Raw genomic sequence first — 21,083 nt, forward strand, 5'->3', positions numbered from 1 at the left:
CGTATTCGTCGTTTCGTCGCAAAAAGATCCAAAGAAATGAGGGAAGCAGGTATGTTTGTATATGAGTTGGAACCGAACCGCTTTCTGGGGAATCACGTACCGCCAACTATTCTTGGTGCTTGGGCTGTATTTGCTCTCCGCCCTGCTGTACGACGGGGCCTTGTCGATCAGCCAGCGGCCCTGGTCGAAACAGTCGTTTAATAGTGATTTTTTGCAGGGTGGTCCTCGGATTCTGCTGGATTATGGCTTGAAATTGCTGGTTACGGCCCCTGTATGGTATCTGTTGTTCATCCGATTGAGGAATCACTCACTGGCTCGGCGGGTGCTGTTACATGTTGTTTTGTTACCTCTGTTCCTGGTGGTTTGGCAAGGCATATACTACCTTATTTCTGATACCATTGGCATTGGGCGTCTTCGCGACAGCGGACAGATTTGGGATACCTACATTGGTGCGTTGTTTTATTTGGTTCAATTCGGGATTTATCATGCCTACGCCTATTACCGCGACTACCAGCGGCAACAGACTCAGGAAGCCGAACTCCGCGAACTGGCCGTAAAAAGTGAACTGACGGCCCTGAAAGCTCAGTTGAATCCCCATTTCCTCTACAACGTCTTCAATACGATCAGTGCCACCGTCCCCTCCGAACTTGAACACACCCGCGAACTCCTGGCCGACCTGGCCGACCTGTTTCGTTACCAATTGCAATCCTCCAAAACCGACCTGGTAACCGTCCGCGATGAGGTGGCCTTTTTACAGAAATACCTCGATCTCGAAAAGGCCCGCTTCGGCGACCGGCTCCGAGTGGTTTTTGAGGTTCCGGAAGCCGTGCTGGAAACCAAAATTCCGCCGATGCTGCTCCAGCCACTCGTTGAAAATGCGGTGAGACACGGCATTGCTCCCCTGATTGAAGGGGGAGAAGTACGGATTCGACTGAGGCAGCAAAATGGTCAGTTACACGTTACGGTGGCCGATACGGGCGCGGGGATGAACGGTAAATCGGTGAACGGGGCGGGGGTTGGGCTGGCCAACACGCGCCTTCGATTGGCAAAAATGTACGGCAACGAGTTGGTTATGGAACCAAATACCCCCCAGGGTGTGCGGGTTGATTTTGTAATACCAATGTAAAGATTTGGGACGCAGAGTTTTGCCCAGATACGGTGGGTTGGTATTTTGACATCCCGACGCAGGAAGAATGACAAAAAATTCGATGTTCTCATTTTTATGCAAAAAGTAATTATCATTGACGATGAAGCGGCTGGCCGGATGCTCATTCGGCAGTACTTGGAAAACTACCCCGCCCTAATTGTGGTGGGTGAGGCCAACAATGGCGTGGATGCCGTGCGCCTGATTAATGAGTTTCACCCCGACCTGATTTTCTTAGATATTCAAATGCCCGGCCTGACGGGGTTCGAGGTGCTGGGGCATTTAGATGAGATTCCACAGATTATCTTCTCGACCGCTTACGACCGATATGCCCTGCAAGCTTTTGAAGTTCACGCCGTTGACTACCTGCTCAAACCATACACCCGCGACCGTTTTGCCCAGGCCGTGCAGCGCGTAACTGACCCGCGTACCAACAACCTACAAAAGATTCAGCCTCTTGCCGAAAGCCTGATGATCACAGCTACCGCATCGGCAGATCACTACCCCGAAAAGATCCTGGTACAAACCGGCAACCGGCTCATCACAGTGGCCGTATCCGAAATTCTCCGCATCGAAGCCGAGGGTGATTATGCTACGCTTGTGACAGCTAAGACACATCATCTTAGCAACTATGGCATTAGTGCCCTCGAAGCCAAACTCGATCCTCGCCAATTTATCCGGGTACACCGCTCCAACATCATCAACCTTCACTACGTCCGCGAAATCCAGAAATACCCCTCCAGCTACGATGTAATTCTGCACAACGGTAATGTAGTGCGGGTTAGCCGATCGTATATGGACAAAATTCGGGAGTTGACGTTTTGAAAGACATCTACCAAGGACACTGCGAGCACAAATTACAGAGGAAAACAGCGAGTCTAAATTTGCAGTGCTGCCTTATCAATCATATCAGCTTCCGGCTAAGAAACTAAGGGTACTTTAAAGAATCGTACAAAAATCGTCACGCCTATGCTACTGATTGAGTTGGACAGTTATTAAAAGTTCTTTCAGGTGAAGGATCCTTTTCGTGGACGAAAACGGCCAGTTGAGTAGGAGGGGAGCTTGTACGGATATAAACAGGTTAGATGCGTAAACCTATACCAGAAGCTTGCCGAGGAGTTATTGAGCAATTTTTGCCTGAAGGAAACTGAGCAGTACTGTTCTTGTAAAATCACGTAGTTTTAACGGTGCAACTGTTATGAGCTACGGCTCTATTCAGAATTAGCTTTTTCTTCAGCGTATGCGGGTGAATCAGCAGCGAGAGGTTCACAATAGGGCCTTCACGAAGCCGGTTTAGTTCTCGCCAGACACTTGAGCGGTATAGTACTGGTCAGTTTGTATTGCAGAAACTGCACTTTGTATACCTGCGTCCGGGTGTGGTGTGCAGACCTTTGTGGGGTGATCAACACGGATCACCCCAAACCGCTCCGGCAACCCGGTGCAACAACGCATGAACACCATTAAACGAGTAGCTTTAGGCAGTCAGGGCCTGCACGTATCGGTTGAAGGACTCGGCTGCATGGGTATGTCGGGATACGCAGGCGGCACTATCTACGGAGCCACCGACGACACGGAAAGCATAGCTACCATTCACCGCGCCCTCGAACTCGGCGTAACCATGCTTGATACCGCCGACGTGTACGGCCCGATGCACAACGAACAGTTGGTAGGCCGGGCCATCGTCGGCAAGCGCGATCAGTTTACCATCGCCACTAAATTTGGCTTTGAGATTGACGACAGCGGGACCTGGACGATGAACTTTAACGGCCGACCTGAGTACGTCAGAAAAGCCATCGAGCGGTCGCTCCGAAACCTCGGCACCGATTACATCGACCTGTATTACCTGCACCGGCTGGACCCCAACACGCCAATTGACGAGACGGTGGGCGAGATGAGCCGCTTAGTCGAAGAAGGTAAGGTTCGCTACCTCGGCCTGTCGGAAGTCCCAGTCGATATTATCCAGCGTGCCCACGCGATCCACCCGATTTCGGCACTGGAAACGGAGTATTCACTTTTCGACCGGGGCGTGGAAGAAAACGGTATTTTGCAGGCAACGCGCGAGATGGGCATCGGCTTCGTGGGTTATTCGCCCTTAGGCCGGGGCTTTTTGTCGGGCGAAATCAAATCGCCGGACGATTTCGACCCGACGGATTCGCGCCGGATGTTCCCGCGCTACCAGGGTGAAAACTTCTACAAGAATCTGGAGTTAGTGGAGAAACTGACCGAACGCGCTGCCGACAAAGGCGTTATGCCCGCACAACTGGCCTTAGCGTGGGTGCTGGCGCAGGGTGTCGTGGCCATTCCCGGTACCAAACGCCGGTCGTACCTCGACGCTAACGTAGCAGCCGCCGACATTAGCCTGAGCCAGTTGGAACTGGACGAATTAGATGCCGTTTTGCCCGTCGGCAGCACGGTCGGTTCAGCTTACCCAGTGTTTGACTAATACGTTAGTTGGCTTTGCCGTCATTCATTAATATTTGTTAGTTATACGACGAACGATCCTGAGTCACCACCAATAGAATTTCCTATGAAACAATCCGCCAACGGTTTTCACCTGCTGAACACCGTCACCGAGTATACCCGGTTTTACGGTCTGCCTGCCCCGGCGCATCCCCTGCTGACGGTGATTGATCTGGCCAGTCTACGCTACCTGCCCAACGATTCGGTGGCGAAGTCGGTGGTTACGCCGGTGGTGCAGCAGTTTTATATGGTATCGCTGAAGCGGAATCTACAGGGAGCCGCCATTCGGTATGGTCATCAATCGTATGATTATAATGAGGGCGTACTGAGTTTTCTGGCACCGGGACAGGGGTGCTGGTGGGCGGGAGCCGGGCGGGAGCTTGCCCAGGCGGTCAATTGGGAGGAGGTCAGTGGCTGGACGCTGCTGTTCCACCCCGACCTGGTGAGTAAATACCCGTTGGGCCAGAAAATGAGTCAGTACGGCTTTTTCACCTACGAAGTCCACGAAGCGCTGCACCTGTCGGCCGATGAGGAAAGCCGGTTAGACAGCCTGGCCGACAACATACGAAGCGAAAGCCAACGGCCTATTGATGCCTTCAGTCAGGATGTGATTGTGGCGCAGATCGACCTCCTGCTCACCTACGCCAATCGGTTCTACCACCGGCAATTCCTGACCCGGCGCAGCGTTGAGCATAACCTGCTGACCCGGTTCGAAAATCGGCTAACGGCCTGGTTCGCTCAGGAAACGACCAGCCAGACGCTGCCGACGGTCCAATTTTTTGCCGACGAACTGAACGTATCGCCCGCTTATCTGAGCGATATGCTCCGGTCGCTGACGGGCCAGAATACGCAGCAACACATTCATCAGGCCCTGATTGAACGGGCTAAACGGCTGTTGCTGACCACCTCGCTGACGGTGAACGAAACGGCGTTTCAACTCGGCTTCGACTACCCGCAATATTTCAGCCGGTTGTTCAAAAGCAAAACGGGCCTCTCACCGATGGCCTTCCGGCTGTCGGCCCAATGAGGACGCACCCCTACTGTATGAACCAACGTACCACGATGCCACTTGCCCGATTCGCCCGACGGTCGATACGCCATTACCAATGCCATGTACTAAGGCTCAGACATTTCGGGTACGTCGTCGGTGCCGGCACCGGTGCTGTCGGTGCGGCTGGCGGCTGATACGGCGACCCGGCCCGTGCATCAGATTGTGGACCGGGTAGTATCGAGTAACCTGCAGCTACCCAAAATAAACCTAACCAATTTCGTTATGAAACTGACAGACTATCGCCCCCTGGGCCGCTCCGGCCTGATTGTCAGCCCTCTGTCGCTGGGAACCATGAACTTTGGCGCCGAACGCTGGGGAGCCGCCGATGATGCGGCCCAAACCATCTTCCATAACTACGTCGATGCGGGCGGCAATTTCATCGACACCGCCGATGTGGACGTCAGTGGACGCAGCGAAGAACTCGTCGGGCAATTTATCGCCGACCGCAGCCTGCGCGACCGGGTGGTATTGGCTACGGACAGTAGCCAAAGCGATGGACCGCCCCGTAGCGCAGGTGGCATTGGCGTGGATTCTGGCGCAGTTCGGTGTTGATCGGCGCCAGCAAAACTGAGCAATTAGCCGACAACATCGCGTCGCTGGCCATTCAGTTTACGTCCGAACAACTCCAGACACTGAACCAGCGCAGTGCGCCCGCTCCGGTGAGCGTGTACCCCATTTTCCAAACCCAGATTCTTAAAAACGCCGTCTTCAACGGTACCGATGTACAGGGCTGGCAAGGGTAAGCATCCCGCCCCTACAATAAGCGCAGGGGCGGGTTAAAGCAGTCGTTCAACTGATGGCAAGCGGTTGGTAGCCCCCACCAGCAAGCCGACATACTCATTTCGGTTACGTAAATCCTCAATTCGGTTAAAGCTGCTTTTCAACGGTTGCCCACCTTTGCAACAACAAAAAAGCAGCATTATGAACATCGTATTAACCGGTTCTTTAGGGACCATTGGCAAACCACTCACCCAGGATTTAGTCCGAAAAGGGCATTCGGTTACCGTTATCAGCAGCCGGGCCGAACGGCAAACCGACATTGAAGCTTTAGGAGCGAAAGCCGCGATTGGTACGTTTGAGGACGAAGCGTTTTTATCGGCCACGTTTGGGGGGGCGGATATCGTTTACCTGATGGAAGCCTGGGAAGGCATCGGCAGCATCTTCGACAAGGACATGGATTTTGTGGCTGCGTTCAGCCGGATCGGCCATACTTACAAGCGGGCGGTGGAGCAGTCCGGGGTCAACCGGATTGTACACTTAAGCAGTATCGGCGCCCACACCAATGAAGGAACCGGCAGTCTCTACCTGCACCATACCGTAGAGACCATTCTGAACCAACTGCCTGCTGAGGTCTCTATCAAGTTTATGCGCCCCGTTGGCTTCTACACCAATCTGTTCCGGTACGTGGAAACCATTAAATCGCAGGGCGCGATCATCCAAAGCTACGGCGGTGACCGAAAAGAACCCTGGGTATCACCGTTGGACATTGCCGCTACCATTGCCCTGGAAATGGAAACCCCTTTTAATGGCCGAACCATTCATTACATCGCCAGCGATGAAGTGTCGCCCAATGAGGTGGCCCAAATCTTAGGCGAGGCCATCGGAAAGCCCAACTTGACATGGGTAGTAATTCCTGACGAGCAAATGCTAACGGGTATGCTGTCGGCAGGCATGAATGAGTGGATTGCCAGGGGTTTCATTGGCATGCAGGCCAGTCAGGGTACTGGCCTGCTGTACGAAGACTATTACCGAAACCCGCCAACCTTAGGCAAGGTGAAACTGACCGACTTTGCTAAAGACTTTTCCCTTGTTTATAACCAGTAAATCAACCAAAATACGAAACCGTGAAGAAAGCACTCATCACCGGAGCCAATAAAAGTATTGGTTTAGAAACGGCACGCCAGTTATTGCAAAAAGAGTATTACGTTTACTTAGGCAGTCGTACATTAAGTAACGGTGAAGAAGCGGTAGAACAGCTTAAAGCAGAAGGCTTACGCAACGTGGAAGCCTTCGAAATAGACGTTAGCAATGCCGAATCGGTCAACGCGGCCCGTGCCGAAATAGGCAGGAAAACCGATGTGCTGGATGTATTGATCAACAATGCCGGTATCACCGGTGGCTTGCCACAAACGGCATTGGGGGCAGGCATCGAGCAGTTTAAAAAAGTTTTCGACACCAACCTGTATGGTGTGATACGAGTTACACAAGCGTTTATTGATTTATTGAAAAAGTCGCCCGAACCACGCATCGTGAATGTAAGCTCAAGCCAGGGTTCGCTTACCTTAGCCAGCGATCCAGCCAGTCCGTATTACAACCATAAAGGAGCTGTGTACCAGCCATCGAAAGCCGCACTGAACATGTACACCATTATTCTGGCTTATGAACTGAAGGACACACCAGTAAAAGTAAATGCAGTTGACCCTGGCTTCACGAAAACGGATTTCAACAATCACCGTGGAACCGGTACTGTTGAGGAAGCCGGGGCGCGTGTGGTTAAATACGCCATCATCGACAAGGACGGACCAACCGGAATGTATTTTAGTGAAGAGAGCAACCCAGAAACCGGCGAGATACCCTGGTGAAAAACTGACTAAGCTTATTGGAGATCGACCAGATGAAAAGGAACGAGCATTTACTTCGGAAATTTAACTCTCTATCTGACGTTCATCGGGTGTTCGGGCTACCTAAGCCCCTGCACCCGATGATCAGTTTTATAGATATCAGGAACATTACCATTCAGAGCCACGAAGTAGCCGATTCGTTCGCGCTGAATTTTTATAAGATTGCCTACAAAACAAATCTTTGTGGCCGAGCGAAATACGGCCAAAACTATTATGATTTTGGCGAAGGCGGGTTAATATTTACTGCGCCTAATCAACTCTTTGAAACGCCCGATGATACGGTGAAATCTGGCTACCTGTTGCTCATTCACCCCGATTTCCTGCTGTCGTATCCGTTAGCCACGAAAATCAAACAGTATGGCTTTTTTTCCTATGCTACCAATGAAGCCCTGCATCTGTCCGATCAGGAGAAGACAACCATTCTCTCAATTTTTACTATAATTGACGACGAATTAAAAAGCAGAATCGACGACTTCAGCCATGATGTCATGATTTCGCAAATTGAGTTATTACTGAATTATTGCCATCGTTTTTACAAGCGTCAGTTTATTACGCGGAAAGCTGTTAACAATGATTTATTACAAAAGTTAGAATCGTTACTGGACGATTATTTCAACAACGAAAAGGCAGTATTACAAGGAATTCCGACCGTTCAATTCCTTTCCGACAGCCTGAATTTATCGCCAAGTTATCTAAGCGATATGCTGCGTTCCCTAACCGGACAAAATGCTCAGCAGCACATCCATGATAAGCTGATCGAAAAAGCGAAGGAGAAGCTCTCTACAACGGATTTATCGGTCAGCGAGATTGCGTATGCCTTAGGTTTCGAGCACGCGCAGTCCTTTAGTCGATTATTTAAAAACAAAACCAACCTGTCGCCGGTAGCCTTTCGGCAATCGTTTAACTAATAAAAAAAGCAAATCAGGCACTAAATCGGTATTAAAGGCAGCTACAAATCAGTTGCCTTCCGATTGCCGCGCTAAACTTTAAGCCGTTTGACAACTTGCGATTGGGTTTAGGCCAATGCTGACTGGCTGTTTTGGCTAAAACAAAAGGCATTTTGGCTAAATCCCCTTTTGAATGAATGATGACCTTTGCCTCATCAATCAAATAAAAAACGGTTTAGTATGAAAGCAGTCAGAATCTACGAATTCGGGGGACCAGAGGTGATGAACGTAGAAGAGATAGAACGCCCTGTGCCAGCCGCCGATGAAATTTTAGTGAAAGTGTATGCCAGTGGCGTGAATCCTGTCGACTGGGTAATTCGCAATGGCGCAAATGACAATTTGAGACCTTTTCTGTCATTGCCTATGACCTTAGGCTGGGATGCGGCAGGCGTAGTCGAAGAAACAGGCAGCGAGGTAACTGGATTTCAAAAAGGCGATGCCGTATACGGTGTTCCCAACTTTCCGGGTGATGGCAGCTACGCCGAATATTGTGCGGCCAAAGCAACTCAGTTTGCCCTTAAACCGAAGAGTCTAAGCTTTAATGAAGCTGCGGGTGTGCCGTTGGCAGCCCTTACGGCATGGACGGGTATGTTTGCCCATGGGAAACTACAGGCGGGGCAACGTATTTTAATTCAGGGTGCATCCGGTGGTGTGGGAAGTTTCGCCGTACAGTTCGCCAAAGCGAAAGGAGCCTACGTGATCGGAATGGCTTCCACAACGAATGTTGAGTTCCTCCGGCAACTCGGTGCCGATGAAGTGATTGATTATAAAACCCAGAAATTTGACGAGTTGGTACACGATGTTGACGTTGTCTTAGAGGCTTCGCCACTTCGTGACAACAATGAGCGACTGAAATCGGTGAGCGTATTAAAAGAAGGGGGGATATTGGTCAGCGTGAATACAGATTTCGCGTTTAATGATGAATTGATGGAAGCCCTTGCCAGGAAAGGCGCAACCGGTGAACTGGCGCCTAACCAGCCTAAGCAGGAGTGGTTGCAAAAGATGGCCCAGTTAATTGATGAAGGCCACGTGCAGGTGTTTATAAACAACGTGTTTCCATTAGAACAGGTGGCTCAGGCACACCAGGAAAGTGAAAGCTGGCATGTGCGTGGCAAGCTTGTCCTGGAAGTCGTTAAAGAGGATGAACAAGTATGAAGCTTTTTAAATCGATAAGTGAATTTCACCGGTTCATAAATCTGCCGACACCACAGCATCCGCTAATCAGCGTGGTAGACGTTGCAACTGTGCCGCATGTTGATCGTGATGAGCCGATGAATATGGTATTGGATTTTTATTCCATTTCTGTAAAAAGAATGAGCAATATCAACGTAACATACGGTCAACAACCGTTTGATTTCAATGAGGGCATCATGTCTTTTATGTCGCCCAAACAGGTCTTTAGCATGGCGGTTGACAACAAAAATGAAGAGGTAAAAAAATCAGGGTGGGTAGTTTACATTCACCCTGATTTTATATGGAATACGCCGTTCGCTAAAACCATAAAGCAGTATGATTTTTGGGATTATTCGCTCCATGAAGCCTTATTTCTTTCAACAAAAGAAGAAGCGGTTATTACCAATATCATCCTGAATGTTAAACAGGAATGTGATGCCAACATCGATACATTCAGCAAGCCAATCATCATCTCGCACATTGAAAGTTTACTGAATTATGCTGACCGGTTTTATCACCGTCAGTTTATCACCCGGGAAAAAGCGGCTCATCTGCTGCTTGACCGTTTGGAAACGTTACTGGATGACTATTTTAATAGCGCCGACATGATGAACAGGGGTTTACCAACCGTTCGCTATGTTGCCGAACAGCTAACTATTTCGCCAAAGTATTTAAGTAATCTATTGCGCCTGTTGACCGGGCAAAACACCCAGCAACATATTCATGAAAAACTGATCGAAAAAGCCAAAGAAAAATTATCAACTACGAATCTGACAATCAGTGAAATTGCTTACGAACTGGGTTTTGAACATTTGCCATCCTTTAGCAAGTTGTTTAAGACAAGAACGAAACTGTCACCTTTGGCATTCAGAGCTTCGTTCAATTGATTCATAACCACCAACGCATGAAACTCAACCAAAAAGGCCCCATCAAACCCCCTCCCGTACTGACTGGTCCGGGTCAGAAAACCGCCGAAGCCATTCAGTCGTGGCCGGCCATTATCTCAGCTACCCACTGGGATTTATTCAACCGGTCTCGCGTGGACGGAGCCGATTTCTACGTCAACGACGCTGAACTGGGTCATATTCACCTGAATGGGGAAGTGCATTTAGCCGCCACTAACGGACTGGGCGTAGCGCTGTTGCAGCGGGGAATGGCAAGCCCACTGCCCTACGGCAAGGCGCATGGCGATTGGGTCTCGTTCCTGATCCGCACCGATTCGGATGCCGACCACGCCGTCTGGCTGTTCCGGCTTAATTATGACCGACTCCAGGGTGTATCGATGGCCGCGCTGACCGAGCGCATAGCGGTTGGGTTGAATCCGGTCAGCTCAACGACCTTATAAAAAACCACGTAGTTTTGGCCCATGAATTTAGTTGCCAATGAACAGCCAGTGCCGGTGTATCCGTTGGAGCCGGACGAGGTAACCGGTAGCAAACTGTTTAGAGTGTATCAATACGAAGGCACTTTACCGAACCAGTCCGAACTGCTGATCCCGCACCGGAAAGATCATTACCTGTTTGTTTTTGTCAGACACGCGGGCACCCGTCAATGGATCGACATGAGGCCCTATGTGCTAAAGGATAACACGATTTACTTTTCAGGACCAGACCATATCATCGTAAAGGAAGAATTCAGGCAATTGTGGAGCACGGGCATTGCATTCACGCCTGCGTTCCTGTCACTCCCGGAAAACGCTTCGCTGAACAGGCTGCCGCTCATTCAAAATCCGCAGAACGGGCATGAATTGCTGCTTACGGAAGCAGACGTGTGCTTTGTCGAAGAGCTATTGAGCAAGATTCGCCGGGAATATGAACAGCCCGGCGAATGGCGGCAACGGATGCTGAGCGCTTACCTGACGGTGCTGCTAACGTACCTGAGCCGCCTGTACAGCGAGCAGTTTACGGGTGACGTTGCCCCGGTCGATACGCTGTTGCTCAGGCAGTTTCAGACGAAGGTCGAGCAGTGCTTCCGCGAATTGCATGAAGTGGGCGCGTATGCATCGCTGCTAAATCTGTCGGCCGGGCATCTGAGCGAGGTGGTGAAAGCACAAAGCGGCAGACCGGCCATCAAACATATCCATGAGCGATTAGTACTCGAAGCCCGGCGTCTGCTGTTCCATACCTCCCATTCGCTGAAAGAGATCACCTTTGACCTCGGTTTTTCGGACGCTTCCTACTTCAGTCGCTTTTTCAAAAGGGAGACTGGCCTAACCCCTGCCGACTACCGGGCCAGCATCCGTAAAATGTACCAGTGATGCCGCAGAATGTGTTCCAGCCGAACGCACGATGTGCGGTAACTTTGTCCTGTTAATAACTTAATTATGAAAACAGTACTGATAACAGGAGCCAACAAAAGCATTGGTTTTGAAACCGCCCGGCAATTACTACAGCAAGGCTATTACGTGTACCTCGGCTGCCGCCAACTACAGAAAGGTCAGCAGGCCGTCGACCAATTGAAGGCAGACGGGTTGACCAACGTCGAGCCAATTGTGATCGACGTAGATAACCTTAACTCCGTAAAAGCCGCCCGTGAAGCGCTTGGTCAGAAAACGTCTGTACTGGATGTGCTGATTAATAATGCCGGTATTAGCGGAGGAATACCACAAACGGCACTCGACACGGATATTAATGTGTTCAGGCAGGTATTGGAAACCAATTTTTTCGGAGTAGTTGAAACAACCCAGGCGTTTATCGACCTGCTGAAGCAATCTGCCGAACCTCGAATCGTCAACGTTACCTCGGGTCTGGGTTCGCTGACGTTGCAGAGCGATCCGGCCTGGAAGTATTATCCGGTTAAGGCAGCCTGTTACGTTTCGTCTAAAGCGGCCCTGAACGCCTACACCATCGTGCTGGCGTATGACCTGCGCGATACCCCGTTCAAAGTAAATGCCGTAGATCCGGGTTACACCGCTACTGATTTTAATCACCACAGTGGTCCCGGTACGGTGCCCGATGCCGCTGCCAGGGTAGTAAAAGCAGCCTTGTTCGGGTCAGACGGGCCAACGGGTCAGTTTTTCAGCGATGACAACGCACCGGAGACGGGAGTTAGTCCGTGGTGATCAATAGCGTACCGAGTAACAGAACGACCGCTGCGTGTTAAATCAGCGGTCGTTCTGTTACTCGGTACGTTGACAGGGCAGACCCACGTTTCAGTTGTCAAAATAGTGTCCCTGTTCAAGATCAGCCAGGAGCGATACATGACTGGGGTGCCAGTCCAACTGCTGCTGCGTCAGGGCACTGGAAGCCTCTAAGTCCATGCCAACGAAGCGCGCCATCCAGCCAAAATGGTCGGTGGCTTCGTCGGGTGATTTGGAAACGACCGGCAGGTTCAGTTGCCGTCCAATTACGCCCGCAATGTCACGCATGGGTACGCCCTCGTCGGCAACCCCATGATAGCGCGCTCCGGCGGCTCCTTTCTCTAAGGCCAGCCGGAAGAGGTGAGCCGCATCGCGTCGATGCACCGCAGGCCAGCGATTATGGCCGTCGCCCACATAGGCGGCAACACCCTTCTGGCGGGCAATGGCAATGAGGGTCGGAATAAACCCGTAGTCGCCGGTATCATGCACCGACGGCGACAGGCGGATCACCGACGTATGCACGCCCTGTTCTGCCAGTTCCATCGCCGTCTGCTCCGACATACGGGGTGAGTCGGCGGGTTCATCCGTTTCGGTTGCGGGGCGCCCCAACGTAAAACCAGCCAGCCCGGTGGTAACGATAAGGGGGCGGTCTGAGCCAACAAGCGCACTGCCGAGTGCCCGGATGGCGTTACGGTCTGTTTCACCAGCCGCTGCATAGGCGGCAAAATCATGAATAAAGGCTAAGTGGATAACTCCATCCGAAGCCGCTGCCCCGCGTTTCAGGCTCTCAAGGTCGTCGAGTGTTCCCCGGTGTACGTTGGCACCTGCTGCGGTAAGGGCCTGAGCTGATTGGTCGGAACGGGCGAGGCCAAGGACCTGATGGCCCGCTTCCCGTAATGCCTGAACGATGGCCGAGCCGATGAAGCCCGTTGCGCCCGTGACGAAGATACGCATACGTTTGTTGTTTTGTGGTTGTTAATGACACCACAAAGGTCTGGCAGGCGGGGTTGATTCGGTTGCGCGGATCAAACCATCTACTGACTAATTCAAACAATTGCCCTATTCCCGAAAGGCACCCGGAACCAGGCCCGTCTGCCGCTTGAAGAAATGACAAAAATGCGCGACGTCGGCAAAGCCGAGGCTGTCGGCGATTTCCGAGACGCTCCAACTGGTTTGCTTCAGCAGCAGTTTAGCTTCCTGCGCCACCCGGCTGCTAATCAAGGCAGTGGTGGTGTGGCCGGTCGTGTCTTTGAGGACCCGGTTGAGGTGGTTGACGTGTACGGCCAACTGGCTGGCATAGTCGGTAGCCGTGCGAAGGCGCACTGTTTGCTGTGGGGTGGCGAGGGGAAACTGTCGTTCCAGCAGGTCCGTAAACAAAGCGGTCAGCCGGGCCGACGCATACTGAGGGTGTGCCAGTACCGGAGTCGGCTGAAGCTTCTGACCTACGTAAATCAACTCCAGCAGGTAGGCTCGCAGCAGGTCGTATCGAAACGTATAGCCGGACATAATTTCCTTCATCATCTTCTCGAAAATTACCTCAATCGCTTCGTATTCAGCCTCCGTTACTGGCAGTGCCGGGCAGGAGTTAGGTTGAAAAACTGGCAGTTGGCTTAAGATTGCCCCGCCGTTGGCGGGTAGGAGAAACTCGTCGGTGAAGATACAATAATACCCCGCCTGTGCCCCGTCGTGGGGTAGCCACCGGTAGGGTACCCGCGAGGTGGCAAACCACAGGCCCCGCTGGTCAATCTCGGCAACCTGGTCGGCGTACTCTATCCGGCTGCGCCCGCGAAGCAGGCAGATTTTGTAAAAGGCCCGGCGGTCAAACGTCATGGGTGGTTTGTGTTGATAGCTGTGCATCAGGTCCGCTACCCGGAGAACGTTAAAGTGGCCGACTTGCTGCGGTATGGCTGAGGGTTGTGCTGTACGGGGTTCAGGATTCACTACAGGAGCTAACTTAGCGTAAAGTTCTTCGAGCGGGCGGGGTTTCATCACGGAGCGTTGTAAAAATCAAAGATAGGTGATGTTGTCGTATTATTCGGACCAGCTATGCCTGTTACGGGACGAATGGCCTCCACTTGACTATCGTATACGCTACGCAGCATTAACTCATTTTGTGCAAATTCCTTAAGTTCTTTAGAGAGCAACTTGGGCGTAACATCCCCAATTACTCGCTGTAACTCTCTAAAACGGCTTGGACCATTACGAGCTTATGCCGCCAGGATACCCAGTTTCCCAAAAGATACTGGCTATAGCCAGCCAGCACCAACCCCTGAACCGAATCGCCTTGCAAGACGTAACCGCTACACTAATGCGCCAGACCGGAGAGCTAACCTACTCCTTACTGAATAGCTTCGATACCCGGAAAGGAGAACTCGGCATAGACAGTGCCCTATCTGGTCGGCGTGCGTTGGTGGCGGCCCATAAGTTACCCGCTGCCATCGATGAGCTACTCAAAGCCATTAACACCCGTATTGGCCATCTTAATACTCCCCGACAGATCTATGATCTGAGCTTCGAGGCTTACTTTCAGTTATTAACTCTTCACCCCTTTGGAGCGGGCAACGGTCCCATGGCCAGGTTATTAATGACCTACACTCAGTACTACCACTACTTACCGCTTAGTCAAGTCTATGTTGACCACCGACCGGCCTACCTCACCAGCCTGGAAAGCAGTTGGAGCCAGAAAACGACGGTGCCCATTGTGGGTTTTCTGCACAGCCAGTTGCTTAAGCTGTTGGCAGAAGGCCTTGCCCAGCCGCCTGATGAGCAGGATTTAGATTGATCCAGTTCGGCCTGAGCTATCAGTTAAAATGGGAATATAAAACCATTTGTCATTCCCCTTTCCCAAACTCGTTCGGCGATGGCATTTTCATAGAGGTCCCCTTGCTGAGTCATGCTAATCAAAATATTGGCTCCTTTCAGCTTGCGAACATAGTCAAAACTACAATATTGGCTCCCTCGATCTGACCAGGTGTGAAGTTAGCAGGCTGGTCTGCATCTTCTGGCGATAGAGTTGCACCCAGCTACGAATCGTGTATCCACTGTGAATACCCAAATCAGCCATCACCTGGCTTACGTCTTCTTCGCCGAAGAGGATTCGAAAAACGGCGGTCTCTCGGAGGTGTTCGCTGTACTGAAAGCGGCCAAAAATCTCCTCTCTCATGTGTCTACTGAAAAATGCGTAGTAGTCTATTCGGCCAGAAAGGGCAGCAACTGGTCCAGAAACGCCTGTGGCTGTTCCTGCACAATCCAGTGGCCACTGTTGGCAATGGTGCCGCCCCGTACGTTGGTGGCCAGCGATTGTACCATCGGCAACACGTACGGCCCCGAAAATTCACCCCCCAGCGCCAGTACGGGCATTGTTAGTTTCTGCTGAGCGTACAACTTGTTTTGAGCAATATCGAGGCTATACACCGCTTTGTACCAGTCGAAACTGCTCCGTAATGCCCCCAACTGCGAATATGCCCGAGCGATTTCATTGATTTCCCCGGTCGTAAACGCGTTTTTATTGGCGGCAAACTTCTGAATAAATTCTACCAGATACGGCCGAATGGTTGATCCGATGGTGTGCACAGCCGCGTCGCCGTCGGCGGCATAAAATCCGAAATGCCACGAGCGCGCATCCTGCAACAGGCCCGTCCAGAACGGCTCAATGCCGGGTAAGGGGGCATCCATCAGCACTAATTTACGCACTTCGCCCGGATACTGCGCTGCGTAGGTATAGGCCACCATCATCCCGATGTCATGGCCAACGAGACTGATGCGCGGGTAGCCCAATTGCTGAACCAGCCCCCGCAGGTCGGCGGCCAGCGTTTTTTTGTCGAATCCATTCGGGAGCAGGGTTTTATCCGACTCGCCAATACCCCGCAGGTCGGGAACGATCACGGTGTATCGCTGCGCCAGGGCGGGCATCACCCGGTGCCATTCGTACCAGGTTTCGGGCCAGCCGTGGAGTAGTACCAGCGGCTCGCCCTGCCCCCCAATTACGTAATGCAACCGAACGCCATTGACGGTGGCCGTTCGGCTGGTAAAGCCGGCGGGCGGCTGGGCGGCTGGCAACAGGGCGTCCTGCTGGGCCTGAGTCTGGGGCGTCATTTCGCTTCCATTGTCAGTGCAGGCAGTCAACGTGCTGATGAGGGCAAGGATGGCAAAAAAGTGGCGAAGTTTCATCCGTATGTTTCTTTAGTTGACAGATTATTAATATTGATTGCATTGGCGCTTAACGAAGCAATGCTGCCCGTACCCTATCCTCGATGGCGTGACGTGTAGTTAAGCCGTTGATATCGCTATGCCAAAAGCAATGCCAGGAATTGGCAGCGCACCATAACGTCAAGCTAAAAATGCTGACTAATAGGTAGTTAATGTGTATTGATATCCGGGAAGGGGCGGATAATTAATCGCAATTCCTGCGATATATCGTAGTTAGCAGGAGTATACCTGAAATATCGGATGGGCGTATGCAGGGGCGAAGTGCTGGGGTCAGGCGGTGAACTCGCCTTACTTGAGTGCGTAACTGGCCCCTAATTCAGCGTTGACGCTGAATTAGGGGCCAGTTACTGTTTATTATGATGGATACCTTGGTTACTCTGCTACAGCACAAACGCTTTTTGAATACCCAGCTTTTGCATGCGCGATTCCAGCGTGTTGGGATGAATACCCAGCAATTCAGCCGCCCCACCAATTCCGCGAATGCGCCCACCCGTGTGTTTCAGGATTTGCAAAATATAATCCCGCTCATGATGTTGCAGGCTTTTGATGGTCAACACATCCGAGCGGCCTAAGCCCCTGGCTTGACTGGTGGCCGCCAGCGGCCTGCCCAGGTCAAGGCGGTTGCCTTGCGATAGAATTACCGCGTGTTCAATGATGTGTTCCAGTTCGCGGATGTTGCCGGGGTAGTCGTACGCCATTAATTGTTGCAGGGCCTGTGGAGAAAGGCCCGTCACCTTTTTACCCATCTTCCGGGTAAACTTCCGGGCAAAGTGCGTAGCCAGTAACGGAATATCCTCCCGTCGCTGCCGCAAAGGGGGCAACAGGATCGGAAACACATTCAGGCGGTAATACAAATCGGTACGAAACGTACCCCCTTTGCTTTCCTGCGCTAAATTCTTGTTCGTAGCGGCTACAATACGCACATCAATCCGAATCGTGGTTTTGCCACCGACCCGTTCGATCTCGCGTTCCTGAATGGCCCGCAGCAATTTTGCCTGTAGCTCCAGGGGCAATTCCCCAATTTCGTCCAGAAAGATCGTGCCGCCATTGGCCAGTTCAAACTTACCCAACCGGCGTTCGAGGGCTCCCGTAAAGGCCCCTTTTTCGTGACCGAACAGTTCGCTTTCGATCAGGTTGGCGGGCAGGGCCGCACAGTTTACTTTGACCATAATGCTACTCTTGCGGGGCGAGTAGTTATGAATTGCTCTGGCGATGAGTTCCTTCCCCGTACCGGTTTCGCCCTCAATCAACACGGTGGAATCGGTGGGAGCCACCAGTCGCACCTGATTGAACACCTGATCGAGGGCGGGGCTTTCACCCACGATTTCATCGAAGTTATAGCTAACCTTCAGTTCATCCTGCAAATAAACGTTTTCCTGTTCGAACTGCCCCTTTAACTGCTCGATTTCGGCAAAGGCCAGCCGGTTTTCCAATGCCAGGGCCATCTGCAGGGCGGCTTCCTGCGTGGTTTCCAGGTCGGCAGGGGTGTAGGCATACGCCCGCCGACTGCCAATTACCAGCGTAACCGTCTGCCCGCCCCGAACGACCAGCGGTTGGCAGATTAGCGACTTAATACCTGTTTTCGTAGTCAGTGCACTGGCCAGCGGGTGCCCGGTGAGTAGCTGATCGAATGACTCCCCCACGTACAGGTGCGGAGTAGTCGGCTGGACCAGTTGAGCCGACACCTGCTGCTGATAGGCCTCTTCGGATAGTCCCGCCTGTTGCAGAAACTCCTCGCGGGCGACCGGCATAAATTGCTCACCAGACTTAACAGCCCCCCAGCTCAGCCCTTCCAGCATGACGGCTTTGAGCGACGACAATAAGCAGCATAAGTCGCAGGAGAGCGACCGATCCAGCACGGCTGCTATATCCGGCAGAACCGGGGTTGGTTGTTGCTGGGTAAGCAGGATGTTGGAAATGGCTAACTGAGTCGCTTTCTGTTCATCACGCCGGTGTAAATCGTCGAACGACAGCAGGTTCTCCAACGCCAGCGACACCTGGGGTAACAAGCCGGTTAGCAAGTCGAAATGGTACGTTTTAAACCCCGAAGGCTGGGCCGACCAAAGCGCCAGGGCGGCACAGTAGCCGTGGGCCAGTGGCAGACGAAACACCAGCAGGGACTGAAACGAATAGAGTTGACTAATGAACTGGTACAACTCATGCCGGGCGCAAAATTGTCGGCATGATTCGCCCTCATACAGGCCCGACTGCGGGTCGGTTGCAGATACTAGCTGCTCCATGTCCGCCAGTTTGAACTGAGATTGCACCAGTAAGTATTGCAGGGTTTCGGTAAACTCATCGGACTCACCCCGGTACAGATACGTGTGGTAGGTGACCCCCTTAGGTCGGTAAATACGCAGGTTAAATCCCTCGAAGGGTACAATCCGGTTAATTTCGCAGGCCAGGGCCTGCGCTAGCTGATCAGGAGCTTTCAGGTTCACCAACGTATTGTTGAGCGCCAGTTGCAGCGATTTTTCCCGTTCACGCTGGTTCAGGTCCTCGCAGACCAGCAGGTTTTCGATTGCCATCGCCAACTGAGCAAACACCTCCTCAACCAGTTGAAGCTGATCGGTCGTGAAGGCCTGGGGCTGGCGGCTGGCCAAAACAATGGTACCGGCTTCTTTCCCGAAGATGCGCAGGGGCACGTACATGACCGACTGAATTCCATACGTATCGCGCGCCAGTTTGGGATTAGGATAGTTGGCACAGATGTCCGCGAAGGCCTGACCGACATAGACTCCCGGCCGACGGAACAACCCGGCCATAGGCAACTGGGTTTCGGTGAGTTGGTGCAGTTGCAGCCGCTGTCGGCTTCGGAACGATTCCCGTTCGGGAAGGGGACGGAAAATGCCCTCCTGTTTGCTGATTTCGAAACAACTGCTGAGAAAATGGAGGTTGTTGAAAAATGTGTTCGATACCAGCATATCGAAGGGCATAACCCAGTCGATTTCCTGTGCAATCTGTAGCAGGGTCGTTACCTGTGCGTCATGGGAGGAAATCGCGGGCAACTGGTTGATGAGCTGTAGCGTAGCGAGTTGGAGCGTTTTCTCCTTTGCTTTGCGCTCCAGCTCCTCATTCGCCAGGATGTTCGCAACGGCAATGGATACACCGTTGGTAACGGACTGAAAGAAGGAGAACCGGGCAGGAATGAAGAAATCTTTTTCGAGCGCGTTGATACAAAACATACCGATGGATTGCCCCCGAACCTTAAGATTAGTTGCCAGACAATCCCGATAGCCCATTTCCACCAGGCCGATATTCTCAACCTGGGGATAGTAGGGAAACATCGCGGCCAGTTCCTGAAAATCAAAAAGTACGGGACCATGTGCTTTGTCAATTTCAGCCATCATCCACTCGACGGGCGAACCTGGATGAGGAACATTTTTGGAAACGAGTGCTATCCGTTCGTTCCACTCGCTCGGGCTTACATCGGGCAGCACGGCCGCCAGGTCCGTATGGGTTTGCGTGGTGGTATTAACGATAAACAGGCCGCAGTCATGAAACCGAAACAGAGGTTTTATCTTGTCGATAATCAACTTCAGCAGATTGTCCGTTGACTTCACCTGTGCAATGGTTTCGCTGATTTCCAGCAGTTTTGTTTTCTCCTGTTCCCGTTCGAGAATCTCCTCGTTGGCCAGAATATTGGCCACTGCTACGGCCACCTGATCGGCTAAAGCCTGGTAGATAGCAAATTGGGTGGGATGAAAGTGGTTTTTCTCCCGTGCATTCAGCCATAGGGTACCGATGGTTTTGCCGCCTGATTTGAGCGTTGTAACAAGGGCCTGTTTGTACCCTCCCTCCTTTAGAATTGGAAAGAATGGATGACTGAATTGCTCAAAGGCTACTTCCCAGTCTTCAATAACGGGTGTCGTTGCCTCATCAATTTTTTGGATTACATGGGCCAGGTAAGAGTCTTTGTGGGGCACCCGGTCGAGACGTTCGGCCTGTAGTTGTTGGTTCACCTGCGAAGAGTCCCAACCTGGCATTCGTACCGCTAAATCGTAGTGATGTTGCCCATCAGGCTCAACAATGAGAATACCCGTATCATAGAACGATATAAGTTGCTGAATCTTTTCCCGAATGACGGTCAGCAGATCGGTCGCCGTTCGCGTGGACGAAATGGCCCCGCTAATAGCAAGCAGTATCGACTTTTCCCGTTCCCGTTGACGAATCTCTTCAATAACGGCAGGTGCGGCTTCGTAGTTGGTAATCATATCGTTTCATCTCGATAAACCGGCTTAAAAACCTGATTGCTACGTATTTAGTTTCCCCTCCCAACGTTCGGATGTTAGCATGGAATATCTCCGATATTTCGGAGATTGCTAACTTGCAGAAAGTGGATTTGTCATCCTCAATCTAACTAATATGTTGCTGATTATCAATGACTTATTATTAATTT

Annotated in this window: 20 protein-coding genes and 2 pseudogenes; 15 read left to right on the forward strand and 7 right to left on the reverse strand. The window is 51.8% G+C overall.

Features of this window, described 5'->3' with window-relative positions:
* Positions 1-61 precede the first annotated feature (61 nt).
* The 14 genes from ACYVI1_RS18195 (at position 62) to ACYVI1_RS18260 (ending at position 12,457) form a co-directional block, all read left to right on the forward strand.
* A complete protein-coding gene (locus ACYVI1_RS18195) occupies positions 62-1,126 on the forward strand; it encodes a sensor histidine kinase (RefSeq protein ID WP_460912164.1) in 1,065 nt (354 codons plus the stop codon).
* A gap of 96 nt (positions 1,127-1,222) precedes the next feature.
* Positions 1,223-1,969: a LytR/AlgR family response regulator transcription factor gene (locus ACYVI1_RS18200; RefSeq protein WP_460912165.1), complete on the forward strand. Its 747-nt coding sequence runs from the start codon at positions 1,223-1,225 to the stop codon at positions 1,967-1,969.
* A 625-nt stretch (positions 1,970-2,594) separates the two neighbouring features.
* A complete protein-coding gene (locus tag ACYVI1_RS18205; RefSeq protein WP_460912166.1) occupies positions 2,595-3,587 on the forward strand; it encodes an aldo/keto reductase in 993 nt (330 codons plus the stop codon).
* Positions 3,588-3,671: 84 nt separating this feature from the next.
* Positions 3,672-4,631, forward strand: a complete 960-nt coding sequence (locus ACYVI1_RS18210) for a helix-turn-helix domain-containing protein (RefSeq protein ID WP_460912167.1) — start codon at positions 3,672-3,674, stop codon at positions 4,629-4,631.
* A 246-nt stretch (positions 4,632-4,877) separates the two neighbouring features.
* Positions 4,878-5,207 carry an aldo/keto reductase gene (locus tag ACYVI1_RS18215; RefSeq protein WP_460912168.1) on the forward strand — a complete coding sequence of 110 codons (330 nt, stop codon included), beginning with the start codon at positions 4,878-4,880 and terminating at the stop codon, positions 5,205-5,207.
* Positions 5,201-5,398, forward strand: coding sequence for a hypothetical protein (locus tag ACYVI1_RS18220; RefSeq protein ID WP_460912169.1), 198 nt, complete (start codon positions 5,201-5,203; stop codon positions 5,396-5,398). The genes ACYVI1_RS18215 and ACYVI1_RS18220 overlap by 7 nt, the downstream gene beginning before the upstream one ends.
* A 178-nt stretch (positions 5,399-5,576) precedes the next feature.
* On the forward strand, positions 5,577-6,479 hold the full coding sequence (locus ACYVI1_RS18225; RefSeq protein ID WP_460912171.1) for an NAD(P)H-binding protein: 903 nt from the start codon (positions 5,577-5,579) through the stop codon (positions 6,477-6,479).
* 20 nt (positions 6,480-6,499) lie between these two features.
* Positions 6,500-7,237: an SDR family oxidoreductase gene (locus ACYVI1_RS18230; protein ID WP_460912172.1), complete on the forward strand. Its 738-nt coding sequence runs from the start codon at positions 6,500-6,502 to the stop codon at positions 7,235-7,237.
* Between the two features lie 119 nt (positions 7,238-7,356).
* Positions 7,357-8,184 carry a helix-turn-helix domain-containing protein gene (locus ACYVI1_RS18235; RefSeq protein ID WP_460912173.1) on the forward strand — a complete coding sequence of 276 codons (828 nt, stop codon included), beginning with the start codon at positions 7,357-7,359 and terminating at the stop codon, positions 8,182-8,184.
* A gap of 219 nt (positions 8,185-8,403) precedes the next feature.
* Positions 8,404-9,378 (forward strand): NADP-dependent oxidoreductase, encoded by a 975-nt coding sequence (locus tag ACYVI1_RS18240; RefSeq protein ID WP_460912174.1) that lies wholly within the window; start codon positions 8,404-8,406, stop codon positions 9,376-9,378.
* Complete coding sequence (locus ACYVI1_RS18245; RefSeq protein ID WP_460912175.1) at positions 9,375-10,283, forward strand: helix-turn-helix domain-containing protein; 909 nt, start codon at positions 9,375-9,377, stop codon at positions 10,281-10,283. The genes ACYVI1_RS18240 and ACYVI1_RS18245 overlap by 4 nt, the downstream gene beginning before the upstream one ends.
* A gap of 17 nt (positions 10,284-10,300) precedes the next feature.
* On the forward strand, positions 10,301-10,741 hold the full coding sequence (locus ACYVI1_RS18250; protein WP_460912176.1) for a luciferase domain-containing protein: 441 nt from the start codon (positions 10,301-10,303) through the stop codon (positions 10,739-10,741).
* A gap of 21 nt (positions 10,742-10,762) precedes the next feature.
* Positions 10,763-11,653 carry a helix-turn-helix domain-containing protein gene (locus ACYVI1_RS18255; RefSeq protein WP_460912177.1) on the forward strand — a complete coding sequence of 297 codons (891 nt, stop codon included), beginning with the start codon at positions 10,763-10,765 and terminating at the stop codon, positions 11,651-11,653.
* Positions 11,654-11,719: 66 nt separating this feature from the next.
* Positions 11,720-12,457: an SDR family oxidoreductase gene (locus ACYVI1_RS18260; RefSeq protein ID WP_460912178.1), complete on the forward strand. Its 738-nt coding sequence runs from the start codon at positions 11,720-11,722 to the stop codon at positions 12,455-12,457.
* A gap of 90 nt (positions 12,458-12,547) precedes the next feature.
* On the opposite strand, the gene ACYVI1_RS18265 is transcribed toward ACYVI1_RS18260, so the two are convergent.
* From ACYVI1_RS18265 to ACYVI1_RS18275, 3 genes and pseudogenes are all read right to left on the reverse strand, one after another.
* Positions 12,548-13,429, reverse strand: a complete 882-nt coding sequence (locus ACYVI1_RS18265) for an SDR family oxidoreductase (protein WP_460912179.1) — start codon at positions 13,427-13,429, stop codon at positions 12,548-12,550.
* A 105-nt stretch (positions 13,430-13,534) separates the two neighbouring features.
* Entirely contained in the window at positions 13,535-14,464 is a 930-nt protein-coding gene (locus ACYVI1_RS18270; RefSeq protein WP_460912180.1) for a helix-turn-helix domain-containing protein, read from the reverse strand.
* Positions 14,464-14,667: pseudogene (locus ACYVI1_RS18275) on the reverse strand (winged helix-turn-helix transcriptional regulator); the annotation flags it as partial. The gene ACYVI1_RS18270 and the pseudogene ACYVI1_RS18275, both read right to left, overlap by 1 nt.
* A gap of 17 nt (positions 14,668-14,684) precedes the next feature.
* Here ACYVI1_RS18275 and ACYVI1_RS18280 point away from each other — a divergent pair.
* Positions 14,685-15,257, forward strand: coding sequence for a Fic family protein (locus tag ACYVI1_RS18280; protein ID WP_460912181.1), 573 nt, complete (start codon positions 14,685-14,687; stop codon positions 15,255-15,257).
* Between the two features lie 65 nt (positions 15,258-15,322).
* Here the strand turns inward: ACYVI1_RS18280 and ACYVI1_RS18285 are convergent.
* The 4 genes and pseudogenes from ACYVI1_RS18285 to ACYVI1_RS18300 all read right to left on the reverse strand — a co-directional run.
* A pseudogene (locus tag ACYVI1_RS18285) lies at positions 15,323-15,442 on the reverse strand (IS3 family transposase); the annotation flags it as partial.
* A complete protein-coding gene (locus tag ACYVI1_RS18290; RefSeq protein ID WP_460912182.1) occupies positions 15,417-15,638 on the reverse strand; it encodes a transposase in 222 nt (73 codons plus the stop codon). The pseudogene ACYVI1_RS18285 and the gene ACYVI1_RS18290, both read right to left, overlap by 26 nt.
* A 26-nt stretch (positions 15,639-15,664) precedes the next feature.
* Positions 15,665-16,645: an alpha/beta fold hydrolase gene (locus ACYVI1_RS18295; RefSeq protein WP_460912183.1), complete on the reverse strand. Its 981-nt coding sequence runs from the start codon at positions 16,643-16,645 to the stop codon at positions 15,665-15,667.
* Positions 16,646-17,064: 419 nt separating this feature from the next.
* Entirely contained in the window at positions 17,065-20,898 is a 3,834-nt protein-coding gene (locus ACYVI1_RS18300; RefSeq protein ID WP_460912184.1) for a sigma 54-interacting transcriptional regulator, read from the reverse strand.
* Between the last annotated feature and the right edge of the window lie 185 nt (positions 20,899-21,083).

The organism is Spirosoma areae (assembly GCF_054781775.1).

What these genes read in the sequence shown, in the direction of transcription:
- ACYVI1_RS18200 (WP_460912165.1), top strand. Translation starts at nt 1,223, where the DNA reads ATGCAAAAAGTAATTATCATTGACGATGAAGCGGCTGGCCGGATGCTC.
- ACYVI1_RS18225 (WP_460912171.1), top strand. Translation starts at nt 5,577, where the DNA reads ATGAACATCGTATTAACCGGTTCTTTAGGGACCATTGGCAAACCACTC.
- ACYVI1_RS18270 (WP_460912180.1), bottom strand. Translation starts at nt 14,464, where the DNA reads ATGAAACCCCGCCCGCTCGAAGAACTTTACGCTAAGTTAGCTCCTGTA.
- ACYVI1_RS18280 (WP_460912181.1), top strand. Translation starts at nt 14,685, where the DNA reads ATGCCGCCAGGATACCCAGTTTCCCAAAAGATACTGGCTATAGCCAGC.
- ACYVI1_RS18205 (WP_460912166.1), top strand. Translation starts at nt 2,595, where the DNA reads ATGAACACCATTAAACGAGTAGCTTTAGGCAGTCAGGGCCTGCACGTA.
- ACYVI1_RS18240 (WP_460912174.1), top strand. Translation starts at nt 8,404, where the DNA reads ATGAAAGCAGTCAGAATCTACGAATTCGGGGGACCAGAGGTGATGAAC.
- ACYVI1_RS18235 (WP_460912173.1), top strand. Translation starts at nt 7,357, where the DNA reads ATGATCAGTTTTATAGATATCAGGAACATTACCATTCAGAGCCACGAA.
- ACYVI1_RS18260 (WP_460912178.1), top strand. Translation starts at nt 11,720, where the DNA reads ATGAAAACAGTACTGATAACAGGAGCCAACAAAAGCATTGGTTTTGAA.
- ACYVI1_RS18290 (WP_460912182.1), bottom strand. Translation starts at nt 15,638, where the DNA reads ATGAGAGAGGAGATTTTTGGCCGCTTTCAGTACAGCGAACACCTCCGA.
- ACYVI1_RS18195 (WP_460912164.1), top strand. Translation starts at nt 62, where the DNA reads ATGAGTTGGAACCGAACCGCTTTCTGGGGAATCACGTACCGCCAACTA.
- ACYVI1_RS18300 (WP_460912184.1), bottom strand. Translation starts at nt 20,898, where the DNA reads ATGATTACCAACTACGAAGCCGCACCTGCCGTTATTGAAGAGATTCGT.
- ACYVI1_RS18295 (WP_460912183.1), bottom strand. Translation starts at nt 16,645, where the DNA reads ATGAAACTTCGCCACTTTTTTGCCATCCTTGCCCTCATCAGCACGTTG.
- ACYVI1_RS18210 (WP_460912167.1), top strand. Translation starts at nt 3,672, where the DNA reads ATGAAACAATCCGCCAACGGTTTTCACCTGCTGAACACCGTCACCGAG.
- ACYVI1_RS18255 (WP_460912177.1), top strand. Translation starts at nt 10,763, where the DNA reads ATGAATTTAGTTGCCAATGAACAGCCAGTGCCGGTGTATCCGTTGGAG.
- ACYVI1_RS18215 (WP_460912168.1), top strand. Translation starts at nt 4,878, where the DNA reads ATGAAACTGACAGACTATCGCCCCCTGGGCCGCTCCGGCCTGATTGTC.
- ACYVI1_RS18265 (WP_460912179.1), bottom strand. Translation starts at nt 13,429, where the DNA reads ATGCGTATCTTCGTCACGGGCGCAACGGGCTTCATCGGCTCGGCCATC.
- ACYVI1_RS18250 (WP_460912176.1), top strand. Translation starts at nt 10,301, where the DNA reads ATGAAACTCAACCAAAAAGGCCCCATCAAACCCCCTCCCGTACTGACT.
- ACYVI1_RS18245 (WP_460912175.1), top strand. Translation starts at nt 9,375, where the DNA reads ATGAAGCTTTTTAAATCGATAAGTGAATTTCACCGGTTCATAAATCTG.